Source organism: Corynebacterium lowii (genome assembly GCF_001412085.1).
Taxonomy (GTDB): domain Bacteria; phylum Actinomycetota; class Actinomycetes; order Mycobacteriales; family Mycobacteriaceae; genus Corynebacterium; species Corynebacterium lowii.
The window spans coordinates 84,319-109,188 of sequence record NZ_LKEV01000003.1 but is presented as its reverse complement, the minus strand read 5'-3'; the positions used below and the strand labels follow the sequence as shown (position 1 = coordinate 109,188).

Genomic DNA, 24,870 nt, shown 5'->3' with positions numbered 1-24,870 from the left:
GTTAGAGTAGACCTCATGCAGTCCACGATGCAGGACATTCCGCTGTCCCTCGCCAGTATTCTTTCCTACGGTGCCTCCGTGCACGGGGATACCAAGGTGACTACCTGGGAGGACGGCCAGGCTCACTCCACCACCTTTGCCGAGGTGGGGGCGCGAGCGGCGGCGCTGGCGCACGCTTTGCATGATGACCTCGGCATCACCGGGGATCAGCGGGTGGGGACCTTTATGGATAATTGCGCCGAGCATCTAGAAACAATCCTTGCCGTTCCCGCTATGGGCGCGGTCATTACTCCCCTCAATAAGAATCTGATGAGCGCGCAGATTCAGCACATCGTTAATCACGCGGAGGTGGAGGTCATCGTGGCCGATCCGCACCTGGCCTCTCCCCTGAGCGAGGTCCTAGCGGCCTGCCCGAGCGTGCGTGCGGTGCTCTTTACCGGGCTGGGACCCCTGCCGGACCACGGCCTGCCAGCCACGGTAGAGGTTCACTCCTACGAGGCGCTTCTCGACGGCCGCTCCACCGTCTACGAGTGGCCCACCCTCGACGAGACCACGGCGGCGGCCCTGTGTTATTCCACCGGCACCACCGGCCCGGCCAAACCCGTGGCCTATTCCCACCGCTCGATGTACCTCATGTCGATGGAACTGCGCACCACGGATTCCTTTGCTATCACCGAGGGAGAATCCTTCCTGTGCTGCGTGCCCATCTTCCACGTGCTCAGCTGGGGAGTCCCCTACGCCGCCTTCATGGCCGGTACCCCCTTGATATTCCCCGGCTCCGATCTCTCCCCGGCCACCTTGGCGGATCTCATCGCCACCACGCACCCCCGCGTAGCCCACGGGGTGCCTACCGTGTGGATGCAGCTCATCGTGCATTACCTGCACCACCCGCCGGAGCGCATGTCCCTGGTGGAAATCTATGTGGGCGGCTCCCCCGCCCCGCCCATCCTCATCCGCATGTGGGAGGAACGCTACGGCGTGGACGTGATTCACGTGTGGGGCATGACGGAGACCTCCACCGTGGGTACCGTGGCCCGCCCTCCCGCAGGAGTATCGGGCGAGGCCCGCTGGACCTACCGAATCAGCCAGGGGCGTTTTCCCGCGGCCTTGGAATATCGCGTGGTCAATGATGGCAAGGTGGTCTCCTCCACCGATCGCAACCAGGGCGAGATTCAGGTGCGCGGCAACCTCGTGGCCGATCACTACTACGACCCCGCAGGTGAGCAACCCCCCGAGCAGTTCACCGCCGATGGCTGGCTGCGCACAGGCGATGTCGGCTCCGTGACCTCGGACGGTTACCTCACCATCCACGACCGCGCCCGCGACGTGATTCGCTCCGGAGGGGAATGGATTTACTCCGCCCTCCTAGAAAATCTGGTGATGGAGGCCCCCGAGGTAGTGGAGGCCGCCGTGATCGGATACCCCGATAAAAAATGGGGTGAACGCCCCCTGGTGGTCACCGTGCTGCACGCCGATTCCGAGCCCTCCGAGGACACCGCGATCCTGCTGCGGGAGCGCCTACGCACCACAATTCCCCATTGGATGCTCCCCGAATACTGGACCTTCGTAAAGAGCATTGATAAGACCTCCGTGAATAAGTTTGATAAAAAAGACCTACGCAAACATCTCGCCGCGGGCGAGTTTGAGGTTATTGCCCTCCCCGGGCCCAGCCACAAACCCGATACCAAGTAATTTCCGCTCCGAGACTATTGGCGGTTACAATGACGTATCCGTATCAACACTGCCCCCGTACCCAAGGAGTGTTCCGTGCCCCAGGCATCGCAACAAACCCCTCGCGCTGCCACTGAGTTCTTCCCCGAGGCCCTCGCCCTGAGCCCCAAGCAGAACTTGGTGCTCACCACCCTGCGCGAGTTTCCCGAGGGAGCCAGCGCCACGCAGCTCGCTGAGCGCCTGGGGATGCACGCCAATACGGTGCGCGGCCACTTAGAAGAACTCATCGCCCAGCAGGCGGTAAGCCAGCACAACGCCCCGGTCAAGGGGCGCGGCCGCCCCACCCTGCTTTACCAGGTGCGCGTAGCCGATACCCGCGCCGTGGCCCAGGAATACATCACCATGATCCGCCACCTGGCCGGAGCAATCAAGCCCGAGCAGGCCCGCGAGGTGGGCCGCCTGTGGGCTCGTTCCGAGGGAACGGGGACAGTGACCGAGCTGATCGAAAAGCTCCGCGGCCTGGGCTTCGATCCCTCCCTGCGCGAGGACGGCACCGCCCTCGACCTGCGCGCCTGCCCCTTCATCCAGGACTCCACGCTGCCGCACCCCTCCGTCTGCGGAATGCACGAGGGCTTCTTCCAGGAGTTCCTTGAGGCCCCCAAGGACGCCACCATGCTCTCCTTGCAGGCCAACTGTGCCTGCACTGTTACTCTCGACGCCGCGAAGTAGCGCTCTAGCACTATCTAAAGCTCAGGTGCTCCGGGCTGGGCATGTGTATCGGCTCGTCTCTCACTGGGGCTACCTCAAGCTCAATGAGTTCATCGGCGTGAAGATGGAGCAGCACCATCGCGTGCTGGGCCGTATCGTGCGCGCCCAAAACCGTCTGAGAGCCTCCCTCTGTGGAAGAAAACCTCATAGAGGGGCAGATGCCACAACCGCATTGTTCGATCACGGTGCTAGCGCGCGAGGCAGCCAGCCACAGACGGCGCTGCTCCGGGCCAGGCTGAGGGCCTTGCTCCGCAAAAGCCCAGAGAATCATGGCTTCGAGCACCCGCCTTTCTGCGGGTTCAAGCTCCCTACTGACCATTCACCTGTGTTTCCGGCCGCCCCGCCACCTCAAGTTCCAGCACCCTCAGCCCGGCGGCCTTGGCCTCCGCCAGAATCTCCGGGTCCACCGGCTCGCTGTGCAGCACCATCACCGTGGGGCCTGCTCCGGAAAGATAGGCGGCATAGCCGCGGTTGCGCAGTCGGTTCACCCATTCGGCGGTCACCGGAAGCACATCGGCGCGATAGGGCTGGTGCAGGCGATCGCGGGTGCCCTCCCACAGGAGTTCCGGGTGCGTTTGCAGCGCCACGGTGAGTACGGCGGTGCGCGAGACGTTAAAGCGGGCGTCGATATGCGTGACGTGGCTGGGCAGCACGCGGCGAATGGCCTCAGTGGAGGCGTGGAAGTCCGGTACCAGGGCGGTGGCCTTAATCCCCTCATGCACCGGGATACTCACGGCGCGATAGGCGGGCTTGGAGCGGCCATCAATGGGAATCTCCGTCCAGGAGACCACGGCGGCACCCAGTACGGAGGCCCCGGCGTTATCCGGGTGTCCCTCAAAGGAAGAGGCCAACTGCACCAGCTGGGCATCATCGAGGGGGGAACCGGCCAGGGCGTTAGCGGCCAGCACCCCGCCCACCGCGGCGGCGGCCGAGGAACCCAGGCCACGCGATTGCGGGATGACGTTGGTGCACACCAGCCGCAGGCCGGGAGCGGTGACGTCGGCGGCATTCAAGCCCGCGCGCAGGGCCTTCACCACGAGGTTGGAGGAATCCCTGGGGAGGTCGTTTTCCCCCTCGCCGTGGATATGCACCTCTAGGCCGGAGGGAATCACCTCCACTTCCAGGGTGTCGTAGATGCTCACGGCCAGGCCCAGGGTGTCAAAACCCGGCCCAAGATTGGCCGTGGACCCCGGCACCCGCACCTTAACGCGGCGGCCTACCTCTAATTCCGTGCTCATGTGTGCTCCTTATTCTGCCAGTCGGATCACGCTATTGATCGCCAGGACGTCCTCAAAGGCCTCCAACTCCTTGACCGTGGTGGCGAGGTCCCCCTCGGAGGCCGTGTGGGTAAAGAGAATGAGGCGCGCGCCCTCTTCGGCCTCCTCCTGGCGCACGGTGCGCAGGGAGATACCGTGCTTGGCGCAGATAGCGGAGAGTTCCGCGAGCACTCCGGCCCGATCCCGCACGCGCATGTTGATGTAGTAGCGGGTGGGCACCACGGAGAAGTCCGCCAGCGGCAGACTCGCGTAGGTATTCTCCTCCGGAGCGCGCCCGCCGTGAACCTTGTTGCGGGCCGCGCCCACCAGATCGCCCAGCACCGCAGAGGCCGTGGGGTTACCGCCCGCGCCATTGCCGTAGAACATCAGGCGCCCGGCGGCCTCGGCCTCCACGAATACCGCGTTATAGGAACCGCTCACGCTGGCCAGGGGGTGATCGCGGCGCACGAGGGTGGGGTGCACGCGGGCGGAAACGGACTCCGTGCCCTCGGCGTCCGTGATGCGCTCGCACACGGCCAGCAACTTGATGGTGTAGCCGGCATTCTTGGCAGCCTCGATGTCATCGGCGGTAATGCCGGTAATGCCCTCGCAGTGCACATCGGAGAAGTTCACACGGGTATAAAAGCCCAGGGAAGCCAGGATGGCGGCCTTGGAGGCGGCGTCGTGACCCTCGACGTCCGCGGTGGGGTCGGCCTCCGCGTAGCCCAGGCGGGTGGCCTCGGCCAGCATGTTGTCGTAACTAGCCCCCGTGTTATCCATCGCGTCCAGGATAAAGTTGGTGGTGCCATTGACGATGCCGGAGATGCGCTCTACCTGATCGCCCGCCAACGAGCGGCGCAGCATACCCACCACTGGGATGGCGGCGGCCACGGCGGCCTCAAAGTACAGGTCCACCCCGGCCTTATCGGCAGCCTCGGCCAGCTCATCGGCGTGCGCGGCCACCAGGGCCTTATTGGCCGTGACCACGGACTTTCCGGCGTTCAGAGCGGCGAGCACCAGTTGGCGCGGGTAGTCGATGCCGCCGATGACCTCTACCACCACGTCTACGTCATCGCGGGCGATGAGTTCCATCGCGTCGTCGAAAAGCAATTCCTCCGGCACGGTGCGGCTGTGCTTGGTGGGGTTGGAGACCGCCACGCCGCGCAGCGCCAGCGGGCCGCCGATGCGATGGGCAAAGTCCTGGGCGTTTTCTTCCATGAGGCGGCGCACCTCTGATCCCACGGTGCCGTGGCCGAGAATGGCCACTCCTACCTCGCGTCCCTGTGCTTCCGGCTTGGCGGATACCTCACTGGTGGTGCTCATGGTTCTCCCAGAAAATTGTGACTTAGCCTTTCAGGCTAACTATAGCGACCCTGCGGGACGGGCAACAGACGCGCTCGGCCGCACCACACCGCCCACCGGCCTTATCCGCGCTCAGTCCCGGTCGCGCGGCCCGAATACAAGCCCGCGGGCGTGAAAATAATAGTTAGCGCCCCAACTCACGGCGCCGCTTGGCCGCGATGCGCAGGCGATCGCTGCGCTCCTTCTTTTCTTCCTCTTTCAGCTTCTCGAAGAGTTCTTCATCCTCATCGCCAAAGGAATAGATCATGCGCGCGCCTGCGGAGGCCACACCCGCTATCACAAACGCCACCCAGAGGTAATCCCAGTGGAAGACGAAGTGCCCCACGAGTAAGCCGGCGATGGCCGCGGTCCAAATAATGCCGTCCATCACCTTGACCTTGCGGCCGCGCTCTAGCACCAGGTCCAGTTCCTTTTGGGCGCTGGATTCCCCCGAGGCCGTCTCCTCTGCCTCTAATTCCGGCAAGTCGGAAAAGAGCACCGCCAGTTCCCCCTGGGTGCGCGCGGCCGCCGCTTGGCCCGTGCGCTCCTCGAACTCGGCGGCGTCGATAAAGCCGCGCACAAAGTGCTCCCCCAGGGCGTCGAGAGCCTCGCTGCGCTCCTTATCGCCCACCCGGATATTCTCAGCAGGATTAGCCATGCCTGAGATTATGCCAGTTTGCTTTTATTCGGCCTCAAGGGCCAGTAGATCCTCTACCGTTTCGCGCCGCAGCATTACCCGTGCCTTGCCCGAGGAAACCACGATGACCGGGGGGCGGCCAAAGGCGTTATAGCGGCTGGACATTGCGTAGCAATAGGCCCCGGTGGCGGGAATAGCCAGGATGTCTCCGGGCTCAATGTCGTTGGGGAAGTGGGCGTTTTCGATGAGAATATCGCCGGATTCGCAGTGCGAGCCCACCACGCGGCTCTCCACCGGGTCACCATCCACAAAGCGGGACACCACGCGGGCGTCGTACTGCGCACCGTAGAGGGCCGGGCGGATGTTATCGGACATTCCCCCGTCCACCGAGAGGTAGCGGCGCACGCGATCGTCCCCCACGTGAACGTCCTTGACGGTGCCCACCGTGTACACCGTCACCGTGGAGGGGCCCGCGATGGCGCGGCCCGGCTCCACCATCACGGTGGGCGTGGGCAGGGCCAGTTCCTCGGCTTGGGCGGCCACCTTGGCCAGGAGGTCCGCGGCCACGGCGGCGACGTCCAAGGGTTGTTCCTGGGCGAGGTAGGCGATGCCGTAGCCCCCGCCGAGATCGAGCGTGGAAAGCTGCTGGGCCAGGCCCTCGCGCCCACCGGGGTGTAGGGAACCCAACTCGGAGAGAATCGTACCGAGCAAGCCCAGCACCCGCTCGGCGGCCTGGGAGAATCCCTCGGCGTCAAAGACCTGCGAGCCCACGTGACAGTGCAGGCCCACCAGGCGCAGGTGCGGGTGCTCCAATACCTCGCGGGCGGCCTTCAACGCGGAACCGGAGGCCAGGGAGAACCCGAACTTCTGGTCCTCGTGTGCGGTGGCGATGAACTCGTGAGTATGGGCCTCAATACCGGGCTTGACGCGCACCAACACCGGCTGAACAACCCCGGCTTGCTCCGCCACCGCTCCCAGGCGCTCAATCTCCTGGAAGGAATCGAGCACGATGCGCCCCACACCGCGCTCTACGCAGCGGCGCAGGAACTCCACCGTCTTGTTATTGCCGTGGGCGGCGATACGCTCGGCCGGAAACTCCGCGGCCAAAGCGATCTGCAATTCATTATCCGAGGCCACATCCAGGCACAGGCCCTCCTCGTCCACCCAGCGCGCCACCGCGCGGGTGAGAAAGGCCTTGGCCGCGTAGTGCACGTGATCGGCCCCGCCGAAGGCCTCCGCCATCGTGCGGCATCGGCATCGAAAATCTGCCTCATCAATCACAAAGGCGGGGCTGCCATATTCCTCCACAATCTCCGGGAGCGGTACCCCAGCGATGGTGACCACACCATCCTCCTGGCGGCGCGCGTGGGTGGGCCACACGTGGCTGGGCAGCTCATTGAACGTATCGGCGTTCATGGATTCCTTTTGGCACTCACAGCGGGAGGGCCAGAAAAATCCGATCCTCCCGCATACTTCACGGACAAAAACATACGCGCGCTAGGCTACACTGCCGCCGGGCGCGCGCACTACTCCCCGCCCCCTTTAGATGCACGCCCAACGTGTTGACGTGCACGCCTACATGCGCTCGGGCGCGTTTACCCCCACCATGCCCAGCGCGTTAGCCAGCACCACGCGGGTGGCTCCCGCCAGGGAGAGCCGCGCGGTATGGATCGGCTCTACGTCCTCCCCCTCCTTGGGCAGGATCTGGCAGCGATCGTAGAAGCGGTGGAACACGCCCGCCAATTCCTCGCAGTAGCGCGCCAGGCGGTGCGGCTCGCGCAGTTCAGCGGCGGACTTCACCACGGCCGGGTATTCGCCCAGGGTGCGGATCAGATCGCCCTCGCGCTCGTGCACGAGCAGGGAGTAATCCGGGGTGGCATCGCTGACCACGCCCACGGACTCTGCTTTGCGACGCAGCGAGCACAGGCGTGCGTGGGCATACTGCACGTAGTACACGGGGTTATCCGAGGACTGCGAGGCCCACAGTTCGAGGTCAATATCCAGGGAGGAATCCACCGAGGAACGCACCAGCGAGTAGCGAGCGGCATCGACGCCGATGGCCTCCACCAGGTCATCAAGGGTAATCACGGTACCGGCACGCTTGGACATGCGCACGGTCTCACCATCCTTGACCAGGTTGACCATCTGGCCGATGAGCACTTCCACCTGATCGGCGGAATAACCCAGGGCCGCCGCCGCGGCCTTGAGGCGCTTGATATAGCCGTGGTGGTCTGCGCCCAGCATGTAAATGCACAGGTTGTGGCCGCGGCCGATCTTATCCCCGATGTAGGCAATATCGCCGGCGATATAGGCGGCATTGCCGTCGGACTTAATCACCACGCGGTCCTTATCGTCCCCAAAGTCCGTGGTGCGCAGCCACCAGGCCCCCTCGCTTTCGTAGAGGTTGCCATTTTCCTTCAGGGTTGCCACGGCGGCATCCACCGCGCCGGATTCAAAAAGCGAGTTCTCATGGAAGAAAACGTCAAAATCCGTGCCGAACTCGTGCAGAGATTCCTTGATGTGGGAGAACATCATTTGCACGCCCGCCTCACGGAAAACCTCTTGGGTTTGCTCCGGGGCGTGGTCCAGGGCGTCGGGATGCTCCTTGAGCACGGCTGCGGCAATATCCTTGATGTAGTCTCCGCCGTAACCATCCTCCGGGGTGGGCTCGCCCTTGGCGGCGGCCACCAGGGAACGAGCAAAGCGGTCAATCTGCTCGCCGTGATCGTTAAAGTAGTACTCCCTGGTCACGGTGGCGCCGGAGGCCTCCAGCACGCGGCCCAGGGAATCTCCCACCGCAGCCCAGCGGGTGCCGCCCAAGTGGATGGGGCCGGTGGGATTGGCAGAAACAAACTCCAGATTGACCTTCATATCCCGGTAGAGATCGCTGGTGCCGTAGGCATCCCCCTGCTCCCACACCCGGGCGATAATCTCGCCCTGAGCGGCGGCGGCCAGCCGGAGATTCAAAAAGCCCGGCCCCGCAATATCCGCGGCGGTGATGAAATCCTCCCCCGCCAGGGAATCCGCCAGCCACTGCACCAAATCCCTGGGGTTTGTTCCCGCTTTCTTAGCCACCTGAAGCGCCACATTCGTGGCGTAATCGCCGTGTTCGGGATTACGCGGACGCTCCACCGTCACCTGCTCCGGCAACACGGAGGTATCGAGGTCGTGGGCCGCCAGTACCTCCACGGCGTGACGGCGAATCAAGGAAGAAAGCTCAACGGGGGTCATAACTCGGGATTCTAGTCCACCCTCCCGTTTTTCCTATCCCAGGGTGGATTGGAGGAATACTAAAGCACACATTCCGGCCAAAAGCGGGAGAGAATAAGCAACAGAGGACTTCAAAATGGTGGACTCCCCGCCCTCCATCTGCGTAGCCGCAGCGGCGATGGCCGCGGTTTGCGGGGCCAGCATCTTGCCCAGGGTGGCGCCGGAGGTATTGGCCGCTACCAAGAGCGAGGGGTCCGCCCCCACCTGGGCCGCCGTGGTGGCCTGCATCTGGGCGAAGAGGGCGTTAGAGGAGGTGGCCGAGGCCGTCACCGAGGTACCCAGCCAGCCCAAAACCGGGGAGATCAGGGGGAAGGCCGAGCCCGTGGCCGCGAGCAGCGCGCCGATGGCGGCGGTTTGCCCGGAGAGATTCATCACGTAGGCCAAACCCATCACCGCCGCGATGGTGAAGTAAGACATCTTCATGCGGGATACCCCGCGCCCGAGTTCCCCGAAGCCGCGCCCCCAACCCAGGCGATAAGCACCCTGGCCGTCATAGGCCGTGAGCACCGCCACGGTGATGAGCGCGCACAGCATCAAGATGGTGCCGGGGCCGGAAAGCCAGTTGAAGGTATAGGTGGTGCCCAGGCGCGGCCATTCAATGAGCACATCGGTGCTGGCCAGTGCCTTGGGAATATCAATGCCCCAGCGCCAGAGCTTAGCGATGGCAAAGACCACCACGATAAGGATGTAAGGGAAAAGCGCCAAGGTGATCTTGGCCGGAGTCAGCACCGCCGTATTCTCCCCCGCCTGCGAGGCCTGATCCTCCGGGGTGGTGGGAGTCCACACTTGCAAGAAAGCCAGCCCCGCCGCCAAGGAAAGCAGGCAGGCCACCACATCGGTGAGCTCGTAGGCAAAGTAATTAGAGGCGAGGAACTGCCCGCCGCCAAAAGCGACGCCCAGCACCAGGGCCATCGGCCACACCTGCTTGAGGCCACGCAGCCCGTCCATGATGAGGCAGAGCACAAAAGGTACCACCAGCGCCAAAACGGAAACTTGCTTGCCGACGAGCCCCGCGACTTCCTGTGCGGGCAGATCCGCCAGGGCGGCGGCGGTGGTCACCGGAATAGCCATTGCACCATAGGCCACGGGAGCCGCATTGGCCACCAGTGTGACGAGCGCCGCTTTTAGCGGTTTCATGCCGATGGCGAAGAGCATGGCGGCCACGATGGCGATGGGAGCGCCAAAACCAGCCAGCGCCTCCAATAGACCACCAAAAGCAAAGCCAATGAGCATGGCCTGCACGCGCATATCGCCTTTACCCACCTTGGAAAACACCAGGCGCAAATCCTCAAAGCGCCCCGAGGCCACGGTGAGATCATAAATCCATACCGCGGCAATGATGATGTAAATGACGGGGAATATTCCGAAGGAAACTCCCTGCGCCAAGGCCAATCCCGCCTCCACGGCGGGGGTATCAAAAAGGAGAACGGCCAGTACCAAGCCCACTCCCAGGGCTCCCAAGGCGGCCCAGAGGGCCTTCCATTTCAGGCCCATCAAAAGAACAAAAAACGTAATAAGCGGGGTAACACCCGCTAGCGCTGCAAGCGCAAGTGAATCCACGATGTGGCTACCTTTCTTTCCGTGCGTCTAGTATCGCAGACACAATGGACCATTAGAACTTTCGTGATAAGCGTCACCGTGGACGGTTTGGTTACCCTGGTAGATACGGTTTTCTTCCCCGCTCGCAGAACAAAAACCTGCCGAGGAGTCCTTTCATGTTTCTCCAATCCTTAAGCCTCAACACTCCCCTCCATCACCTGTCCGAGGATTACGTAGCCGCCCTCCCCGCCGTGCAACATGTGGCACAGCACCCGCTGAGATTCACCGCCCCCGTCACCATCTTTAGCGGCGAAAACGGTGCGGGAAAGTCCACCCTCATTGAGGCCATCGCCGTGGGCATGGGATTCCAGCACCAAGGCGGCACCCGGCACCTCCGCACGGATAGGCCTAACGACGTCTCCGAGCTGTACAAATACCTCACGCTTTCCAGGAGCCAGAATCCCCCTCACGGATATTTTCTGCGCGGGGAAACTCACTTCAACGTGGCCATCGCCTATGGGGAGATAGACCCCGGCTCCCCGCACCTCAACCACATGAGCCACGGGGAATCACTCATGCAGGTAATGCGCCAGTACTTTCACGGCGGAGGATTCTTCATCCTGGACGAGCCCGAGGCCGGTCTCTCCCTACTCCGCCAACTAGAACTCCTGGGACTCATCGCCAATCTGGCGCGGCAGGGATCACAATTCCTCCTCGCCACTCACTCCCCCATTCTCATGGCTATCCCGCAGGCCACGCTGCTGGAAATCACCGACGCCGGAATATCCTCCGTGGCCTTTGAGAAGGCCGAGGCCGTGCAGGCCGCCCACGAGTTCATTCTCAATCCCGAGGAAACCGCGCGCTATCTACTGGGAGAAAACAATGAATAAGCTCTTTGTGGAATCCTTCTTTCTCTTCCCTCCGCACCAGCGCACGCATGAGCTGCCCCCGTGGGCGTCGGAAGTTCCCTCCATCGTGGCCGCACAACGCCGCCCCCTTACCTTTAGCAGCCCCGCCACCTTCATCACCGGAGAAAACGGCATGGGAAAATCCACGCTCATCGAAGCCATCGCTGTGGCCTGTGGCTTCGATATTGAGGGTGGCCCCTATGGCCTGCGCTCCAAAGGCACCTCGCCTTTTGACAAAGGCAGGGGCGAAAGCCCCTTTCACGGAACCGCCTCCGTTACCCGCGGACCGCGAAGTTTCGAGGGCTATTACTTACGCGCGGAATCTCACATCAACGTCCCCGAAAATCTCATTGACTACGCCCCCGAGCTTCAGGCCTACACCACCATGAGCCACGGCGAATCCGTCATGGCGATGATCGAACGCTATTTTCACAAAGACGGCCTTTACATCCTTGACGAGCCCGAATCGGGGCTATCCACCCTCCGACAAATGGCCCTCATGGCGGAACTCCACGCCCTTGTACAACACGGGGCGCAAATCATCGTGGCCACTCACTCCCCCATTCTGCTTTCTCTTCCCGGTGCCGCCATCTGGGAAATCATCGAGGCCGGGCTGACCCCCACCGCATTACGCGAGACCACCGCCTTCCGCGCCATGCGGGACTTCTTCGAGTCACCCCATGAAATCGCGGAGTTCATGGCCGAGTCCATGCAAAATGAGAGCACAGCCCGTGGTTAGGTTTGCCCCCTAGGCGGTGATAGAATCACTGCGTTGTCCGCGATGCGGGCACACGCCTCCGTAGCTCAGTGGATAGAGCGCCGGTTTCCGGTACCGTAGGTCGCAGGTTCGACTCCTGTCGGGGGCACTTTCATCACACCCCAGTTAAGCAGGGAAAATAGCCCACTCGCTGGGATTTTCTCATTTTCTCGCCCGTGACGGATAGCCCACGGATACAGCAAAAATACAGCCAAAACAGGGGTTTGCTGCCGCGCGTGTCGTCAAATTATCGTCACGAACGCACCCCGCCCATCGCCTGAAAACTTCATGCGTTTCCTTATCCTTTTTGCTGTGAACTATTTTCCTGCGGCCTCCTGGTGATTATTGTTAAAGATGCCCCAATCCAATACACCAAAGAAGGAGTGACGATGCGTTTTTCTCGCACGATGGCCGTCCCATCCATGTTGGCAGCCGCCGGGCTTGCCGCGTCCGTGGGCGTGGCTTCCGCCGATGATTCATTCTATGAGCAGCACCGATTCAGCGGTTCTTCAACCTCCGCCGAGGCCTTCCAAAAGTGGTTTGATGGCGAGGAGTTCGTTGAGCCCTCGGTTGAAACCCGTGACCTCACGGAGTTGAAGGTCAACGAGTTCGAGACCGCCGAGGCCGGTGACGTGATTTATAAGGACGATCAAGGGCGCTTTTGGATTATACAGGAAGCCGTGATTAAGTAGTCCCCCTACCAGTGAGGGGCTGGTTGAAGTAAAAGCTACATCCCAGCCCCCACCCCCGAGATACCCACGCGAAATACCTACGGCGCGGCCAAGGGGGGCGTCGAAAAGCCCCTGCTTAGGAGCTCAGCACCGTGGAGCCCACCGAGCTAGACGTCGGGAACGGGCCCGCCATGCCCACACAAGGAGCCTCCACCTGACGCCCCAGCGCATTAGCGGTGAGCGCATACGCGCGCGGCGAGAAGGTAATGCCCAGATGATCGGAACGATCCTGAACACAGCCCTCTTGAAGAACGATGTTCTGGTGATCGCCGGAAGAGAATTGGGTGTTGCTCAGCGGCGTGGCGGCCTCATCAAAGAGCGTGGAGATGGCCACGTAACGCACACCGGGCACCTCCAATCCACCCTCGCGCAGCTTCACCATGAAGTCAGAGTGCTCCAAAAGGTCGGCGGCCCCCGGCCCCATGATCTTGCCCACCGCCGGGTTTACCGAGGAGCCCGCGTTTTCCAGCCCATTGGCAGCGTTCGATAGCCCCAGCATGGAAGTTCCGCGCAGCACACCGGCCAGGGTCACGATGGTGCCCACGCCTTGTCCCTGCACCTGCTTGGCATAGGCCACGGCGAGGGAGCCGCCCTCGGAGTATCCCACCAGGTCCACCTCGGCGGCGCCGGTGTTCTGCTTGACCCGCTCGATCTGTTCGCTCACCTGCGCCAAGGAAGATTCCATCGGCGCCAGTGCAGCCGCACCGGGAACCGAGCCCACCAGGGAACTTCCCTCGGTTCCCTCATCGCCGTTAAAGGCACCGTAATTCATGCCGTATACGCATTTCCCTTGGTCCACCATGTAGGGCGCAAAAGAGGCAAAGGACTGGTAGAAGTTCGCCGCCATACCGTGAATGAAAATCACGGGATTCTCCCCCGGCGCGGGCGTGCAGGCGACGTTGGTATTGATGGGGCTGGGATTGGTGTATTTGGCCTGGGTGGCCATAGAGGAAACGATGTTATCTGTGGGCTCCACGTGCTCCCCCATGCCCGTCCAGGCCAGCACCTCACCTTTCGCCGTGGGTTCATCTGCCATCACGGTGGGTGCCGCGAGGCCTGCCACCAGGCCCAATGCAGCGGCAGAGGCCAAGACACGACGGCCCAGGGAAGAACAATGCGGAATCATCATAATCCTCACTTTGTGGTCAACAACATCATGGAAGGTGATGGAGTACACATAAAAATATCTCTGTGCTCAGCCCATCTTTTATGCCCTGACCCTACCGGATGATGAACATTCATTCACCACGTATACGAAAGTCGCCTCGTTAAATCTCTTCCTTAGAAATAGATATTGTCTACAACATATCGTCGCCCCAACAGCATTTCCCCAAACAAAGACCACAAAATACCCCGAGCCCCCGCTACCCCGCAGCCACAACATCGACCTTTTAACCCCCTACACCCCCGCGCACACCTACCCCCGATCCACCCCCATATCCCCGCACAGCGATCCCTCAAACCCCGGAACACCAGGGACGTTCTTCACCGCCATGACGCCCTGAAGAAACTCCGCCAAGCCCTCCATCTGCCCCTCTTCCAGGTGATCGAAGATGAGCCTGCGCACGCTCTCCACATGCTCCGGAGCCGCCAGGCGCAGCCGCCTCATCCCCTCCTCGGTGATAATCACCTCGACACCGCGCGCGTCCCCCTCGCTACGGCCCTTCACCACCAATTCACGCTTGACCATGCGCGTAACCAGATGAGAGGCCCGGCTGCGGTCCCAATCGAGGGAGGCGCATAGGTCCCGCAATCTCATGCGTCGCCCCTCCACCTCAGAGAGCGTGGCAAGTACGGCAAACTCCGAGCTAGAGAGGTCCTGCCCCACTTGAAGAGTCTCGTCTAGCACGCGATCAATTTTTCTCATGCTCGCCAAAAGGAGACGCCAGAAAGCCTGCTCATCTTCAGTAAGCCATCGCGGTGCAACTGCCATGAACCTCACCATAGACCGAGAGAGTACCCGGACAAAAACCCCTGTTGTCCAGCCAACATGGAGAACCAACTCCCCATACTGTTGACACGTCACTAAAATGGAGTACGCTGAACACCACCAGAGCAATAACACTCCAAGAAAGGAACACCATGTCCAACCTCAACGGCACCTACACCCTTGACCCTGTTCACAGCACCGTCGGCTTCGTCGTGCGGCACGCAATGGTCTCCAAGGTTCGCGGCTACTTCCGCTCCTTCGAGGCTTCCTTCACCGTGGACACCGAGAACCAAGAAAACTCCTCCGCCACCGCCACCATTCAGGTGGATTCCATCGACACCGCCAATAGCGACCGCGACGCCCACGTCAAGGGCGAGGACTTCTTCAACGCAGAATCCTTCCCCGAGATGACCTTCAAGGCCACCGCCTTTGAGATCAAGAAGGAAAACGCGGGCACCATCACCGGCGATCTGACCATCAAGGGCACCACCAAGCCGGTAACCCTGGATGTGGAGGTCTTTGGCGAGGCGGAGGACCCAATGGGCTCCACCCGCCTGGGCTTTAGCGCCACCACCAAGATCAACCGCAAGGATTACGGCGTTGACTTCCAGATGCCGATGAAGGCCGGCGGCCTCATGCTCTCCGAGGACATCGCCATCGAGATCGAGGGCTCCGCCATCAAGAACTCTTAAGTTCCTCGATGGGATATTCCCTCTTTCCCACCACGCGGGCGTAGCGCTGCGGGGTACAGGTCAGCACGAATACCTGGCGGCGCTCCCCCACCTGGCTCAACAATGTGGCCATGAGGGCGAGGCGATCGGGGTCAGTGCTGCCCAGGGCATCATCAATGAATACCGGCGCCTCCTCCCCCACCAAATTGGCAATGGCAAGACGCATGATGAGGGCCACCTGCTCCTGGGCACCACCGGAAAGGTCACCCAGGGGCACATTTTTTCCGCTCACAATGCGCTCTTGGATACTCAAATCCTCGCCCAGGCGGAACTCCACATCCCGGCCAAAAACTGTGCCTGCCAGGGCCGTGAGCTGCTGGGCAAAGGGCTCGGCATAGCGGGCTCGGGCGGCGTCGCGGTGCCGCACAAGTGCCTCGTACAGGCTGCGCGCGGCCTCCGCGCGGCGTCGGATCGCCTGCGCTCGACGCCGCGCCACCTGCGCCTGCGCCTCGGCCTCCGCCAGGCGTTCCCCCACGCCGTGAGCAAACTCGATATAACTGCTCAGCCGATCCAGTTCCCCGGTGGTCTGCGCCACCTTTGTGCGCAGCGAATCGCACTCGGCCTGCGCCCCCTCCCAGAGCCGACGGTGGTGTTCCGGGGAAGCCCCCTCCTCGTTCTCCTTGGCGGCCTCATAGGCCAGGCGCGCCGTATCCCTGCGCACCTCGGCTTCTCGCTCCGTGTCCGCCAGAGCCTCCTCGCCCGAGGCCTCCCGAGCCTTTTCCAACCGAGCGCGCAAATCCTCGCGGCGCTCGGCGGCAAATTCGCGCTGCGTATCCGCCCGAGCCGCAGCCTCCATGCTGGGGAATTGCTCTAGGTTCTCCACGGCTTCTTCTGCCTGGCGGTGAGCCTCCTCACGCTCGGTGAGAAGAGCCGCGGCCTGCTCTTCCGCTTCGGTGGCCTCCTGAATCGTGGGAAGGTCCGCCTCCCCCTTAAGTGTTTCGCGCAGCTGCACCGCCTCGGCTTCCAGAGTCTCCGGGCGCTGCGCCCCCATGAGCACGCCATACTCCTGCTTCAGCGCCGCACGCTGCCGGGTATTCTCCTCCGCCGCGAGTACCTCATCGAGGCCATCACAGCCCAGGGATTGAATCAGGGCTTCCAGTGCCTCCCGTGCTTCTGCCACCGGATCGGCCTGCTCCCCCGCTCCCTGGGAATACGTGATGCTTACCTCCCCGATACTCAGCCTCATGCCCTCGCGCAGTTCTATTTCCTGCGGCAAGGTGGCCGGGGTGTCGTCGATAAGCACCGTGGTCCCCTCCGGCCCCTCCAGGTGCAATCGCGCCGCGCTGCGGCTGCGCACGGCCTCGGCCACGCGCACCTCGCTATAGGCTTCTTCCACCGCTTTAAGCTGGGCTGGGCTGACCTCACGCTGGCCGGTGGCGGCAATCCGCTCGTGGAGTTCCGCGGCCTGGCGCAGCAATTCCTCCACCTCACCCAGGCGAGCCGCCCCGCGAGCAAGATCAAGCACCTTGCGGGCGCGAGCATGGTTCTGCCGCGCCTGCGTAAGGACCTCTCGGCTCTTTGTACGGGCCTCGGTGGCGGCTACCAGGGCTTCCTTATCCTTCGCGGCGGCCTCGCGGGCTGCTTCATAGCTTTGCGACGCCGCCTTCCACTCCTCGGCAGCCTCCTCGTACTCGCGCTGCAACGCCCGGCGCGCCTCCACCGCCGCATGAGCGGATTCCCACAGGGCCGCGGCATCGCGGAACTCCTTTTCCGCCTTCTTCCGCTCCTCGGTGGCTTTGTGTGCGGCCCGGTATTCGGCCTCCGCCTTCTCGGCTTCTTTCTCCGCGCCGGGAAGTTCCGCCTCGGCCTCGCTCAATCGCCGTTTGAGCCGTTCCACCTTTTCCACGCGCTCATTCAAGTTCTCCATATCGGAGCGCGCAGTATTCAAAGTTTCCTGAGCGGCGTTTTCTGCCTTCTCGGCTTCTTTGAGTTCGCCCTGGTTCTTACCCGTTTTGATGCTGTAATAGCGCGCGTATTCTTTTTCCGCCGCCTGCACAAGGGCGGAATCGGCTTGCACGTCCCGCGATTCCTGCCCGGTGCGCTCATCAAGCACGCGGGTCAGCGCCGGGATACCGGCGGCCTGGGCCATCGCGGTCGCCTCTCCCTGCTCCATAAAGAGCGCCCCGAGCAAATCCGCATCGGTATATTGCGCTAGCAATTCTTCCAGGCGATCGTCCGCTGGCCGTCCACTGAGATTTTGTGTTTCCGGGCCGCTCAGCCTCAGGGTGCTCATTTTCTTGCCTAACCACTGCTTAGTGATCTCCACCTCGTAGGGACCAATGGTGGCGTTCAACGATACCCGCGGGTTCTCATCGCTGCCCACGGTTTTCCAGGGCTTCACATTCTTATTAGTCGCGGTATGTTTTTCCCGCAGCACCCCCAATACCGCCTCCATGAGGGTGGACTTTCCCTGCTCGTTATCCCCGGAGATCACCACCACGCCGCTATCGGGCACGCCGTGTAATTCAAGGTGCTCAATGCCTCGAAAGTGGTCAATCACCACGCCGTGAATCTTCATGCTCGGCTCTTTTCCTTCCGCGTAGCACCCGGTATCCCCGCATTAAGCCGCAGTAGTAGATTCACCGCGTCCGTATTATCCGCCTCCATGAGTTCGCGCAGCGCGGCGGCGGCAAAGCCGGTGATATTGGTGTGCTCTATTTCCTCCGCGCTGGGGGCCAGGTGGAGGTCCATCTTGCTGCTGCGCTCATACAGGGCGGCAAAGATGGGCTCCCACCTTTCCAATCCCACCTCTAGGGCCCGCATGGCTTCCAGGCTCAGGGTGCCGCGCAGCGAATATTTCACCACCGTACATTCCTTATCCGGGTAAGCCTCTAGGGTCGCCAGAAAATCCTCCACCTCTTCAAGGCTGTTCACCTCGGCGTCAAGAGCCTCAAAGAGCCATCGGCCCACGGGAATCTTCTCCACGGACACCTGGGCGTCGGTAGGCCGAGTTTTTTCCACCGTCACGCACAGTACGTTGCCGGAGTCCACCTCACCGCCGTCTTTACCCAGGTAGTAATCGTGAAAATCGGTGGTCTCCGGGGCACCAGAGAACCACACCCTCCCGCTGCCTCCCACCTGCATAGTGGAGTGGGTATCGCCCAGCGCCAGGTAATCAATAACTCCCTCATCCAGGGCACTTTCTACCTTTGTGAGGTCAATGAGCGCCGGATCGGCCTCCCCGCTGCGCCCCTCTACCTGGCCGTGCCCCACGGCTATCCGAATCCCCGCGGTGGGTTCCAGGCCCCGCAGCGCCTGGGCCACCAAATCGGTATGCGCCTGCTTCGATTTCAGCGGAGCGCCCACCACCTCCAAGCCTTCGCGCAGCGCTATCGGCTCTTCATCGCGCAGGATGTGCACTCCCTCGATGTCCTCGGCGGCATAAAAGGGCGAATCCGCCGTCAAGGGATCGTGGTTTCCGGGCAGCAATAGCACGGGAATCCCCAGCCCCGCGAGCACTTCTAGGGCACGCCCTTGGGTGCGGGGCGAGAGGCTGTTGTGATCGAAAATATCCCCCGCCATAACAATGAAGTCCGCGCCGCGCTCGCGGGCGATCTCTCCGATCTTGCGCACCGCCTCCAAGCGCGCGGCGTCGAAGTTCGCCTGAGCATCGGAATCGAGGAACCAGCGGGTCATTCCCCACTGAAAATCGGATGTGTGCAGGAAGGTGGTGCTGGTCATGGTCTACGCCTCATCTTCTTAAGAGGTAGTCATACATATCTTCTATATCGGCCACCGCGCGCAGTTGTTCCACGGCGGTATAGGACACCGTGCGCATGGCCTGGTGCAGGAGGTTGATGTCAGAATCTTCTATCGCCGGGGCCGGGGCGGGGTCGGGCAGCTCCGGCAGCGTGCGGCCCTGCCAAAAGCGATCGTCAGTGGCCTGGGAGGATTCCTTGCCCACCTGCTTGGCTTCTTCCACCATCTGGCGTTCCACCCAGGCCATATCCAGGCCGCGCAGCTTAAAAAGCATCTCCGGTTGCTGCGCAATGCGCTCGGCGGCCACCTCGGCGGTAGCCACCGCGTGCTTACAGATGGTGGTGGGGTCGGGGCACTCGCAGCGGAAGGTCACCGGCTCTCCCACCAACGCATCGAGCACCTCGGCATCGAGGTCACCCTTGCGCGCTCGGCTCAACGCGCCGCTCCTGCTCGCCAGCGCTCGAATCGCGCGGCTTAGGTCATCAGTACTGCGGTGCGGCAGGGAGACCGTCACGTGAAAGGGCTCGTTGTGGCTACCCGCCACCACGCCGGTGATCCTGCCGTGCTCCACGTTGTGGGAGAGCACGTGCCCGGTGCGCATGTAGTCCCGCCCGCGCTTGAGGCGGCCAGAATCCACGGGAGCCAGGGCGTCGATAAGCCACTGTGCGGCGGAAGGGTACCTACGCTGCGGGGTGACCTCGTGGCGGGTGGGCGGCTCCGTGGAGAATCCCCCGGATTTCTTGGAACCAAAGTTGGCGTAAATGACGTTATCCCGGCGCGGGCGCGTAGACCGCGGGGGATTGTTCTTATCCTCTGTCACTGTTGCTCTCTTACTGCGATGCTTCCCGTCCACGATAGCTCATCAGCTGGGCCAAATCCTCCGGCGCAAGCTCGGTAATCCACCCCTCGCCCTCGCCCACCACGGCGCCGGCCAGGTGAGTTTTGCCGTCCAGAATATCCTGAATGGACTCCTCCAGCGTGCCCGCCGTAATCATCTTGTACACCTGCACGTTCTTATCCTGGCCGATGCGAAAGGCGCGGTCGGTGGCCTGGTTTTCCACCGCGGGGTTCCACCAGCGATCCATGTGCACCACTACCGACGCCGCCGTGAGGTTCAACCCCGTGCCTCCCGCCTTGAGGGAAAGCAGCATGGCGGGCGGACCTTGGGGGTCCTGGAAGCGTGCCACCATGCGATCGCGCGCCCCCTGCGCGATGCCGCCGTGGAGAAAGTCAATCGGCTCGCCCAGGCGCTCGGAAAGATAGGGCTGAAGAATCTCCCCGAAGGCGCGGTACTGGGTGAAGATGAGCACGCGGTTACCAGCCGCCACGTTCTCATCGAGCAAGTCCACCAGTTCGGCCACCTTGCCGGAGCGCTGCGCGCCGCGCAGCGTCACCCCGGAGCCATCGCCCAGGAAGTGCGCGGGGTGATTGCAGATCTGCTTGATTCTGGTGAGCGAGGCCAGCACCAGGCCCCGGCGTTCCATGCCGCGGGTGGCTTCCAGCCTGCGCTTGACGTCCTCCACGTAGGCGGTATACAAAGCCGCCTGCTCGGTGGTCATGCTCACGGTGCGGATCTGCTCGGACTTCTCGGGCAGGTCGTCGATGATATTGGGGTCGGTTTTGAGCCTGCGCATGATGAAGGGCGCGGTGAGCAGGCGCAGCCGCTCCGTCATCTGCTCGTCCTGCTCCCTCTCGATGGCCTTGGCAAAGTGATTGCGGAAGAAGGAGGCCGAGCCCAGCACGCCGGGGTTCACGAAGTCCAGGATGGAGCGCATCTCCGAGAGGCGGTTTTCCACCGGCGTGCCGGTAAGCGCTATGCGCTGGCGCGCGGGCACCGAGCGCACCGCCTTGGAGGAGCGGGTACCGGAGTTCTTGATGTGCTGTGCCTCATCGAGCACCACGTGATCCCATTGCACCTGCGCGCACTGAGCGTGGTCGCGGTTAAGCACCCCGTAGCTGCTAATCACCAGGTCTACCTCCGCCATCTTGCGCCTAAAGCTCTCCCCCCGCAGGCGAGTACTGCCGTGGTGAACGAGCACCCGCAGGTGCGGGACGAAGCGGGCAGCCTCGCGCGCCCAGTTGCCCACCACGGAGGTCAGGGCCACCACCAGGGTGGGGCCGGTGGCCTCGCCCTTGGCGTGCTCCACGGCCAGCAGGCTGAGCAATTGCAGGGTTTTACCCAAACCCATATCGTCCGCCAGCACCGCGCCGAGGTTATTGCGGGACATCCAGTAGAGCCAATCCACGCCCCGGCGCTGGTATTCACGCAGGGTGGCCTGCACGGTCTCGGGTATCTCCACGCGATCGGGCGCCGGGGTATTCGTGCCTCCCAGCAAGGAGGTGTACCAGGTGGAACCGGCGAACTCCACGGGCTCATCCGCCATCGCCTCCAAGGCAATCTGGCGCAATTCCGCCACGGTTACCTGGCCCTGATTATCCTGCTGGGCGTTGAACTCCTCGCGCAGCCGCTCCGCCTCGGCCATGAGCTGTTCCCAGCCGGGTTCTCCCTGTGCCTTGGCTAGTTCGGCGCGCATGGCGGCCTTTTCCATCGCCGCCTTGCGGCGCTTGTGGGAGTGCTGCGCCAATTCCTCCATATAAGAGGTGATCTTGGCCAAGGAAGAGGTATCCGCCAGCACCCATTCCCCGCGCAGGCGGATCAACCCGGACTTGGAGTGCACCAGTTCCGCCATCTCGGCGTCGTTAAGCTCCGTATCCCCCACTGAGAGCTTCCAGTTATAATCCACCAGCTTGTCCATGCCGATGTGGCGCTGCGTGGCCCCCTCCCCCTCCGAGGTCACCAGCGTGGCCTTCGTCTCGTGGGAGGCCCAGGCCTTGGGCAGCATAACCGTGAATCCCGCGCGCTTCAGTAGCGGCACATCGTGGGCGATGAAATGCACAATCTGCGAGGTATCCACGTACACATCCCAGTCCCCCGCGCTTTCCTCCCGCGCCCGCGCGCCGGTATAGGGGGTGCTTATCGACGCCCCGGTGCCACCACCGCCGCTTTCGCCCTCACGCAGCAGCGCCGAAATCTCCCGCATGCGCTGGCGAATCTGCTCCAACTGCACCAGGGAGCCGCGATCAAGCCCCTGCTCACGCAGCGGCTTCGGGCTCTCCACGCCGGAACGCACCTGGAAACGCACCGGCCACACGGCATCCTGGGGGTCGCCCGTCTCCTCTGCCGGGGGTTGTTCCACGATGAGCACCAGCTGAATATCCACCGCCGCGATGGAATCCTTCCACTCGCGCAGCCGATTGAGCATGCCCACCCCGCCCCGGCGCAGGGGCTGGTTATTGAGCAGCGCCACCGAAAAATCGTGCCAGGGGTGGGGGCGCGGGGTCTCGCGCAGACCGGTAAGTTCCGCCGAGGCGATCCAGTGCGGCAGCACCTCGATTAAGTCCTCATCCAGGTTGCGGTTATTCAGGCTCAAAATACCGGGTGCGGCGGCCATCATCTCCGCCACCCAGCCGCGCTCGCCTAATCCCTGGGAAAGCTGCCACTGCGGCCACCATTGATCGTCGATATAGGCGAGTTTGAGGGTGAGGCGGCCCGCCTGCACAAAGCGGCGCAAGCCCGTGTACATGCGGATCAACCAGCGCAAATCGGGGGCGATGGCCGCTCTTTGCGCCGAGGTGGCCGCGGGACTCTCCTCATTGAGGAAGGCCATCGTCGCCAAAATCTCCACCGCTTGCTCCGGGGTGCAGGCAGAGGTGGGGATCACTAAGGAGACCTCGCGGCCCTTGGGGGTGCGCAGCGTGGCGCGCAGACGATGGCGGAAACTACTGCGCGCCAGGATGCCCGCCACCGTGGGAGGAAAGGTGCCCTCGGGCACCTGATCGGGCATCACAATGCGGTGCCCTTCCACCTGCTCGATCCATAGGTGCAGCCCGGATTGCTGCACCCATAGTCCATGCAGGAGGAAATTGGCCATAAGGGCCAACCTACCATCCTGCTCACAGGATCGACTTTTTCTCTATGAATGTCCTGTAAAAATAAGAAAAATTGAGGAGATCATCACAAACCGCCGAGAGACTTTTGACCGATAAAGCAATGCGCTACTCTAACATCGCATCATCTTTTTGTTTGTGCCCTCACCAAGGAGCCTACTCGTGACTGAGACAACATGGTTCGTCCTGGCGATCGTCATATACATGTTCGCCATGCTCGGCATCGGATATTGGAGTTACCAGCGCACCGATAAGTATGACGACTACGTGCTAGCGGACCGCTCCCTCAACCCCTTCGTAGCGGCGCTCTCCGCCGGGGCCTCCGATATGTCCGGCTGGCTGCTCATGGGCCTTCCCGGCGCGCTCTTCGTCTCCGGGCTCTCCGAACTCTGGATCGCCATTGGCCTGCTCATCGGCAGCTACGCCTCCTGGACATTGGTGGCCCCGCGCCTGCGCTCCTACTCCGAGGTGGCCAATAACTCCATCACCCTGCCGAGCTTCTTTGAGAATCGCCTGCGCGATCGCTCCCGGGTGCTGCGCATCGTCTCCGCCACCATCATCATCGTCTTTTTCACCTTCTACGTCTCCTCCGGCATGGTCTCCGGCGGGCGTTACTTCGAGGCCACCTTTGGCGGGGATTACCTCACCGGCATGGTGATTATCGCGGCGGTGACCGTGGGATATACCTTCATCGGCGGCTTCCTCGCGGTATCCATGACGGACGTCGTGCAGGGCCTCATCATGTTCACCGCGCTTATCATCGTGCCCGCGATGGCGCTCATTGCTATCGACGACCCCTGGGACATCTTCACCTGGGCCACCCACCATGATTACGGCCCCTACACCGGGGGCACCGGCAACCCGGACTTCTTCAACCTCATCGGTGGGGCCTCCTTTGCCGCCATCATCGGCAACCTCGCCTGGGGGCTGGGCTACTTCGGTCAGCCTCACATCGTGGTGCGCTACATGGCCCTGCGCACCCCGGAAGAGGCCAAGAGTAGCCGCCGCATCGGCATCGCTTGGATGACACTGTGCATCGTGGGCGCGGTCTCCGCCGCCGTGGTGGGCACCGTGTTCTTCTCCCAGAACCCCGATATTTCGGTGACGGACCAGGTGAACTTTGAGACGATCTTCTTGGACATGGGCCGCATCCTCTTCCACCCCCTCATCGCCGGATTGGTGCTCACAGCGGTGCTCGCCGCCATCATGTCCACCATGAGCTCCCAGTTGCTCGTGGTCTCCTCCTCCCTGATCGAGGATTTGTACCGCATCTTCGCCAAGAAACAGCCCTCGGAGCGCCTGCTGATTAATCTCTCCCGCACCGCCGTGGTGGGCGTTTCCCTCTTCGCCGCGCTCTGGGCGATTAACCCCAGCGATTCCATCCTGGGCCTCGTGGGCTTCGCCTGGGCCGGTTTCGGTTCCGCCTTTGGCCCGCTCATGCTCTACGCCCTCTATTGGCCGCGGCTGAATACCCCCGGCGCGCTGGCCGGCATGATTACCGGCGCGGTGGTCTCCTTCACCTGGGGAATGTCCCCGCTTTCCGATCACCTCTACGAACTCATCCCCGGTTTCATTCTCTCCGCCACCGCCATTTGGCTGGTTTCCCTGGCCACCGCGCCGCCAGAGCAGAAGGTCCGCGAGGAGTTTGAGGCCGCCACGGCTTCTCTGGGAACCAAGGCCTAGG

20 protein-coding genes and 1 tRNA gene are annotated in these 24,870 nt (G+C 62.6%); 8 read left to right on the top strand and 13 right to left on the bottom strand.

Features of this window, described 5'->3' with window-relative positions; genetic code table 11:
* Positions 1–15: 15 nt before the first annotated feature.
* Together Clow_RS06120 and Clow_RS06115 are read left to right on the top strand one after the other, a co-directional pair.
* A complete protein-coding gene (locus Clow_RS06120) occupies positions 16–1,692 on the top strand; it encodes a long-chain fatty-acid--CoA ligase (RefSeq protein ID WP_055177807.1) in 1,677 nt (558 codons plus the stop codon).
* Positions 1,693–1,767: 75 nt separating this feature from the next.
* Complete coding sequence (locus Clow_RS06115; RefSeq protein ID WP_055177805.1) at positions 1,768–2,400, top strand: helix-turn-helix transcriptional regulator; 633 nt, start codon at positions 1,768–1,770, stop codon at positions 2,398–2,400.
* A gap of 10 nt (positions 2,401–2,410) precedes the next feature.
* On the opposite strand, the gene Clow_RS06110 is transcribed toward Clow_RS06115, so the two are convergent.
* The 7 genes from Clow_RS06110 to Clow_RS06080 form a co-directional block, all read right to left on the bottom strand.
* The gene (locus Clow_RS06110) at positions 2,411–2,710 is read right to left on the bottom strand and encodes a hypothetical protein (RefSeq protein WP_156334696.1); all 300 of its coding nucleotides are present in this window, start codon (positions 2,708–2,710) and stop codon (positions 2,411–2,413) included.
* Between the two features lie 37 nt (positions 2,711–2,747).
* Entirely contained in the window at positions 2,748–3,677 is a 930-nt protein-coding gene (gene thrB, locus Clow_RS06105; RefSeq protein ID WP_055177801.1) for a homoserine kinase, read from the bottom strand.
* Positions 3,678–3,686: 9 nt separating this feature from the next.
* On the bottom strand, positions 3,687–5,018 hold the full coding sequence (locus tag Clow_RS06100; RefSeq protein ID WP_055177799.1) for a homoserine dehydrogenase: 1,332 nt from the start codon (positions 5,016–5,018) through the stop codon (positions 3,687–3,689).
* Positions 5,019–5,181: 163 nt separating this feature from the next.
* Positions 5,182–5,694, bottom strand: a complete 513-nt coding sequence (locus Clow_RS06095) for a DUF1707 SHOCT-like domain-containing protein (RefSeq protein WP_055177797.1) — start codon at positions 5,692–5,694, stop codon at positions 5,182–5,184.
* Between the two features lie 24 nt (positions 5,695–5,718).
* Positions 5,719–7,089 carry a diaminopimelate decarboxylase gene (lysA, locus tag Clow_RS06090; protein ID WP_055177795.1) on the bottom strand — a complete coding sequence of 457 codons (1,371 nt, stop codon included), beginning with the start codon at positions 7,087–7,089 and terminating at the stop codon, positions 5,719–5,721.
* A 159-nt stretch (positions 7,090–7,248) separates the two neighbouring features.
* Entirely contained in the window at positions 7,249–8,904 is a 1,656-nt protein-coding gene (argS, locus tag Clow_RS06085; RefSeq protein WP_055177793.1) for an arginine--tRNA ligase, read from the bottom strand.
* 33 nt (positions 8,905–8,937) lie between these two features.
* Entirely contained in the window at positions 8,938–10,506 is a 1,569-nt protein-coding gene (locus Clow_RS06080; RefSeq protein ID WP_055177791.1) for an L-lactate permease, read from the bottom strand.
* Positions 10,507–10,658: 152 nt separating this feature from the next.
* On the opposite strand from Clow_RS06080, the gene Clow_RS06075 reads away from it, so the two are divergent.
* From Clow_RS06075 to Clow_RS06060, 4 genes are all read left to right on the top strand, one after another.
* Positions 10,659–11,372, top strand: coding sequence for an AAA family ATPase (locus Clow_RS06075; RefSeq protein WP_055177789.1), 714 nt, complete (start codon positions 10,659–10,661; stop codon positions 11,370–11,372).
* Positions 11,365–12,129, top strand: a complete 765-nt coding sequence (locus Clow_RS06070; RefSeq protein WP_055177787.1) for an AAA family ATPase — start codon at positions 11,365–11,367, stop codon at positions 12,127–12,129. The genes Clow_RS06075 and Clow_RS06070 overlap by 8 nt, the downstream gene beginning before the upstream one ends.
* Before the next feature lie 54 nt (positions 12,130–12,183).
* A tRNA-Arg gene (locus Clow_RS06065) sits at positions 12,184–12,256 on the top strand.
* A gap of 280 nt (positions 12,257–12,536) precedes the next feature.
* Positions 12,537–12,839: a hypothetical protein gene (locus tag Clow_RS06060; protein ID WP_055177785.1), complete on the top strand. Its 303-nt coding sequence runs from the start codon at positions 12,537–12,539 to the stop codon at positions 12,837–12,839.
* A 115-nt stretch (positions 12,840–12,954) separates the two neighbouring features.
* Here Clow_RS06060 and Clow_RS06055 read toward each other — a convergent pair whose 3' ends face one another.
* Both Clow_RS06055 and Clow_RS06050 read right to left on the bottom strand, forming a co-directional pair.
* Complete coding sequence (locus tag Clow_RS06055; RefSeq protein ID WP_055177783.1) at positions 12,955–14,007, bottom strand: esterase/lipase family protein; 1,053 nt, start codon at positions 14,005–14,007, stop codon at positions 12,955–12,957.
* A 288-nt stretch (positions 14,008–14,295) separates the two neighbouring features.
* On the bottom strand, positions 14,296–14,811 hold the full coding sequence (locus tag Clow_RS06050; protein ID WP_055178029.1) for a MarR family winged helix-turn-helix transcriptional regulator: 516 nt from the start codon (positions 14,809–14,811) through the stop codon (positions 14,296–14,298).
* Between the two features lie 149 nt (positions 14,812–14,960).
* Between Clow_RS06050 and Clow_RS06045 the strand changes: the two genes are divergently transcribed.
* Entirely contained in the window at positions 14,961–15,500 is a 540-nt protein-coding gene (locus Clow_RS06045) for a YceI family protein (protein ID WP_055177781.1), read from the top strand.
* Here Clow_RS06045 and Clow_RS06040 read toward each other — a convergent pair.
* The 4 genes from Clow_RS06040 to Clow_RS06025 are packed head-to-tail and all read right to left on the bottom strand — an operon-like array spanning position 15,487 to position 23,170.
* Positions 15,487–18,057 carry an AAA family ATPase gene (locus tag Clow_RS06040; RefSeq protein ID WP_055177779.1) on the bottom strand — a complete coding sequence of 857 codons (2,571 nt, stop codon included), beginning with the start codon at positions 18,055–18,057 and terminating at the stop codon, positions 15,487–15,489. The genes Clow_RS06045 and Clow_RS06040 overlap by 14 nt on opposite strands.
* Positions 18,054–19,220 (bottom strand): metallophosphoesterase family protein, encoded by a 1,167-nt coding sequence (locus Clow_RS06035; protein WP_055177777.1) that lies wholly within the window; start codon positions 19,218–19,220, stop codon positions 18,054–18,056. Before Clow_RS06035 ends, Clow_RS06040 begins: the two co-directional genes overlap by 4 nt.
* 10 nt (positions 19,221–19,230) lie before the next feature.
* Positions 19,231–20,058: a hypothetical protein gene (locus Clow_RS06030; RefSeq protein WP_055177775.1), complete on the bottom strand. Its 828-nt coding sequence runs from the start codon at positions 20,056–20,058 to the stop codon at positions 19,231–19,233.
* 10 nt (positions 20,059–20,068) lie between these two features.
* Entirely contained in the window at positions 20,069–23,170 is a 3,102-nt protein-coding gene (locus tag Clow_RS06025; RefSeq protein WP_055177772.1) for a DEAD/DEAH box helicase, read from the bottom strand.
* Between the two features lie 178 nt (positions 23,171–23,348).
* Here Clow_RS06025 and putP point away from each other — a divergent pair, with 178 nt between their 5' ends.
* Entirely contained in the window at positions 23,349–24,869 is a 1,521-nt protein-coding gene (gene putP, locus Clow_RS06020; protein WP_055177770.1) for a sodium/proline symporter PutP, read from the top strand.
* Position 24,870 lies beyond the last annotated feature (1 nt).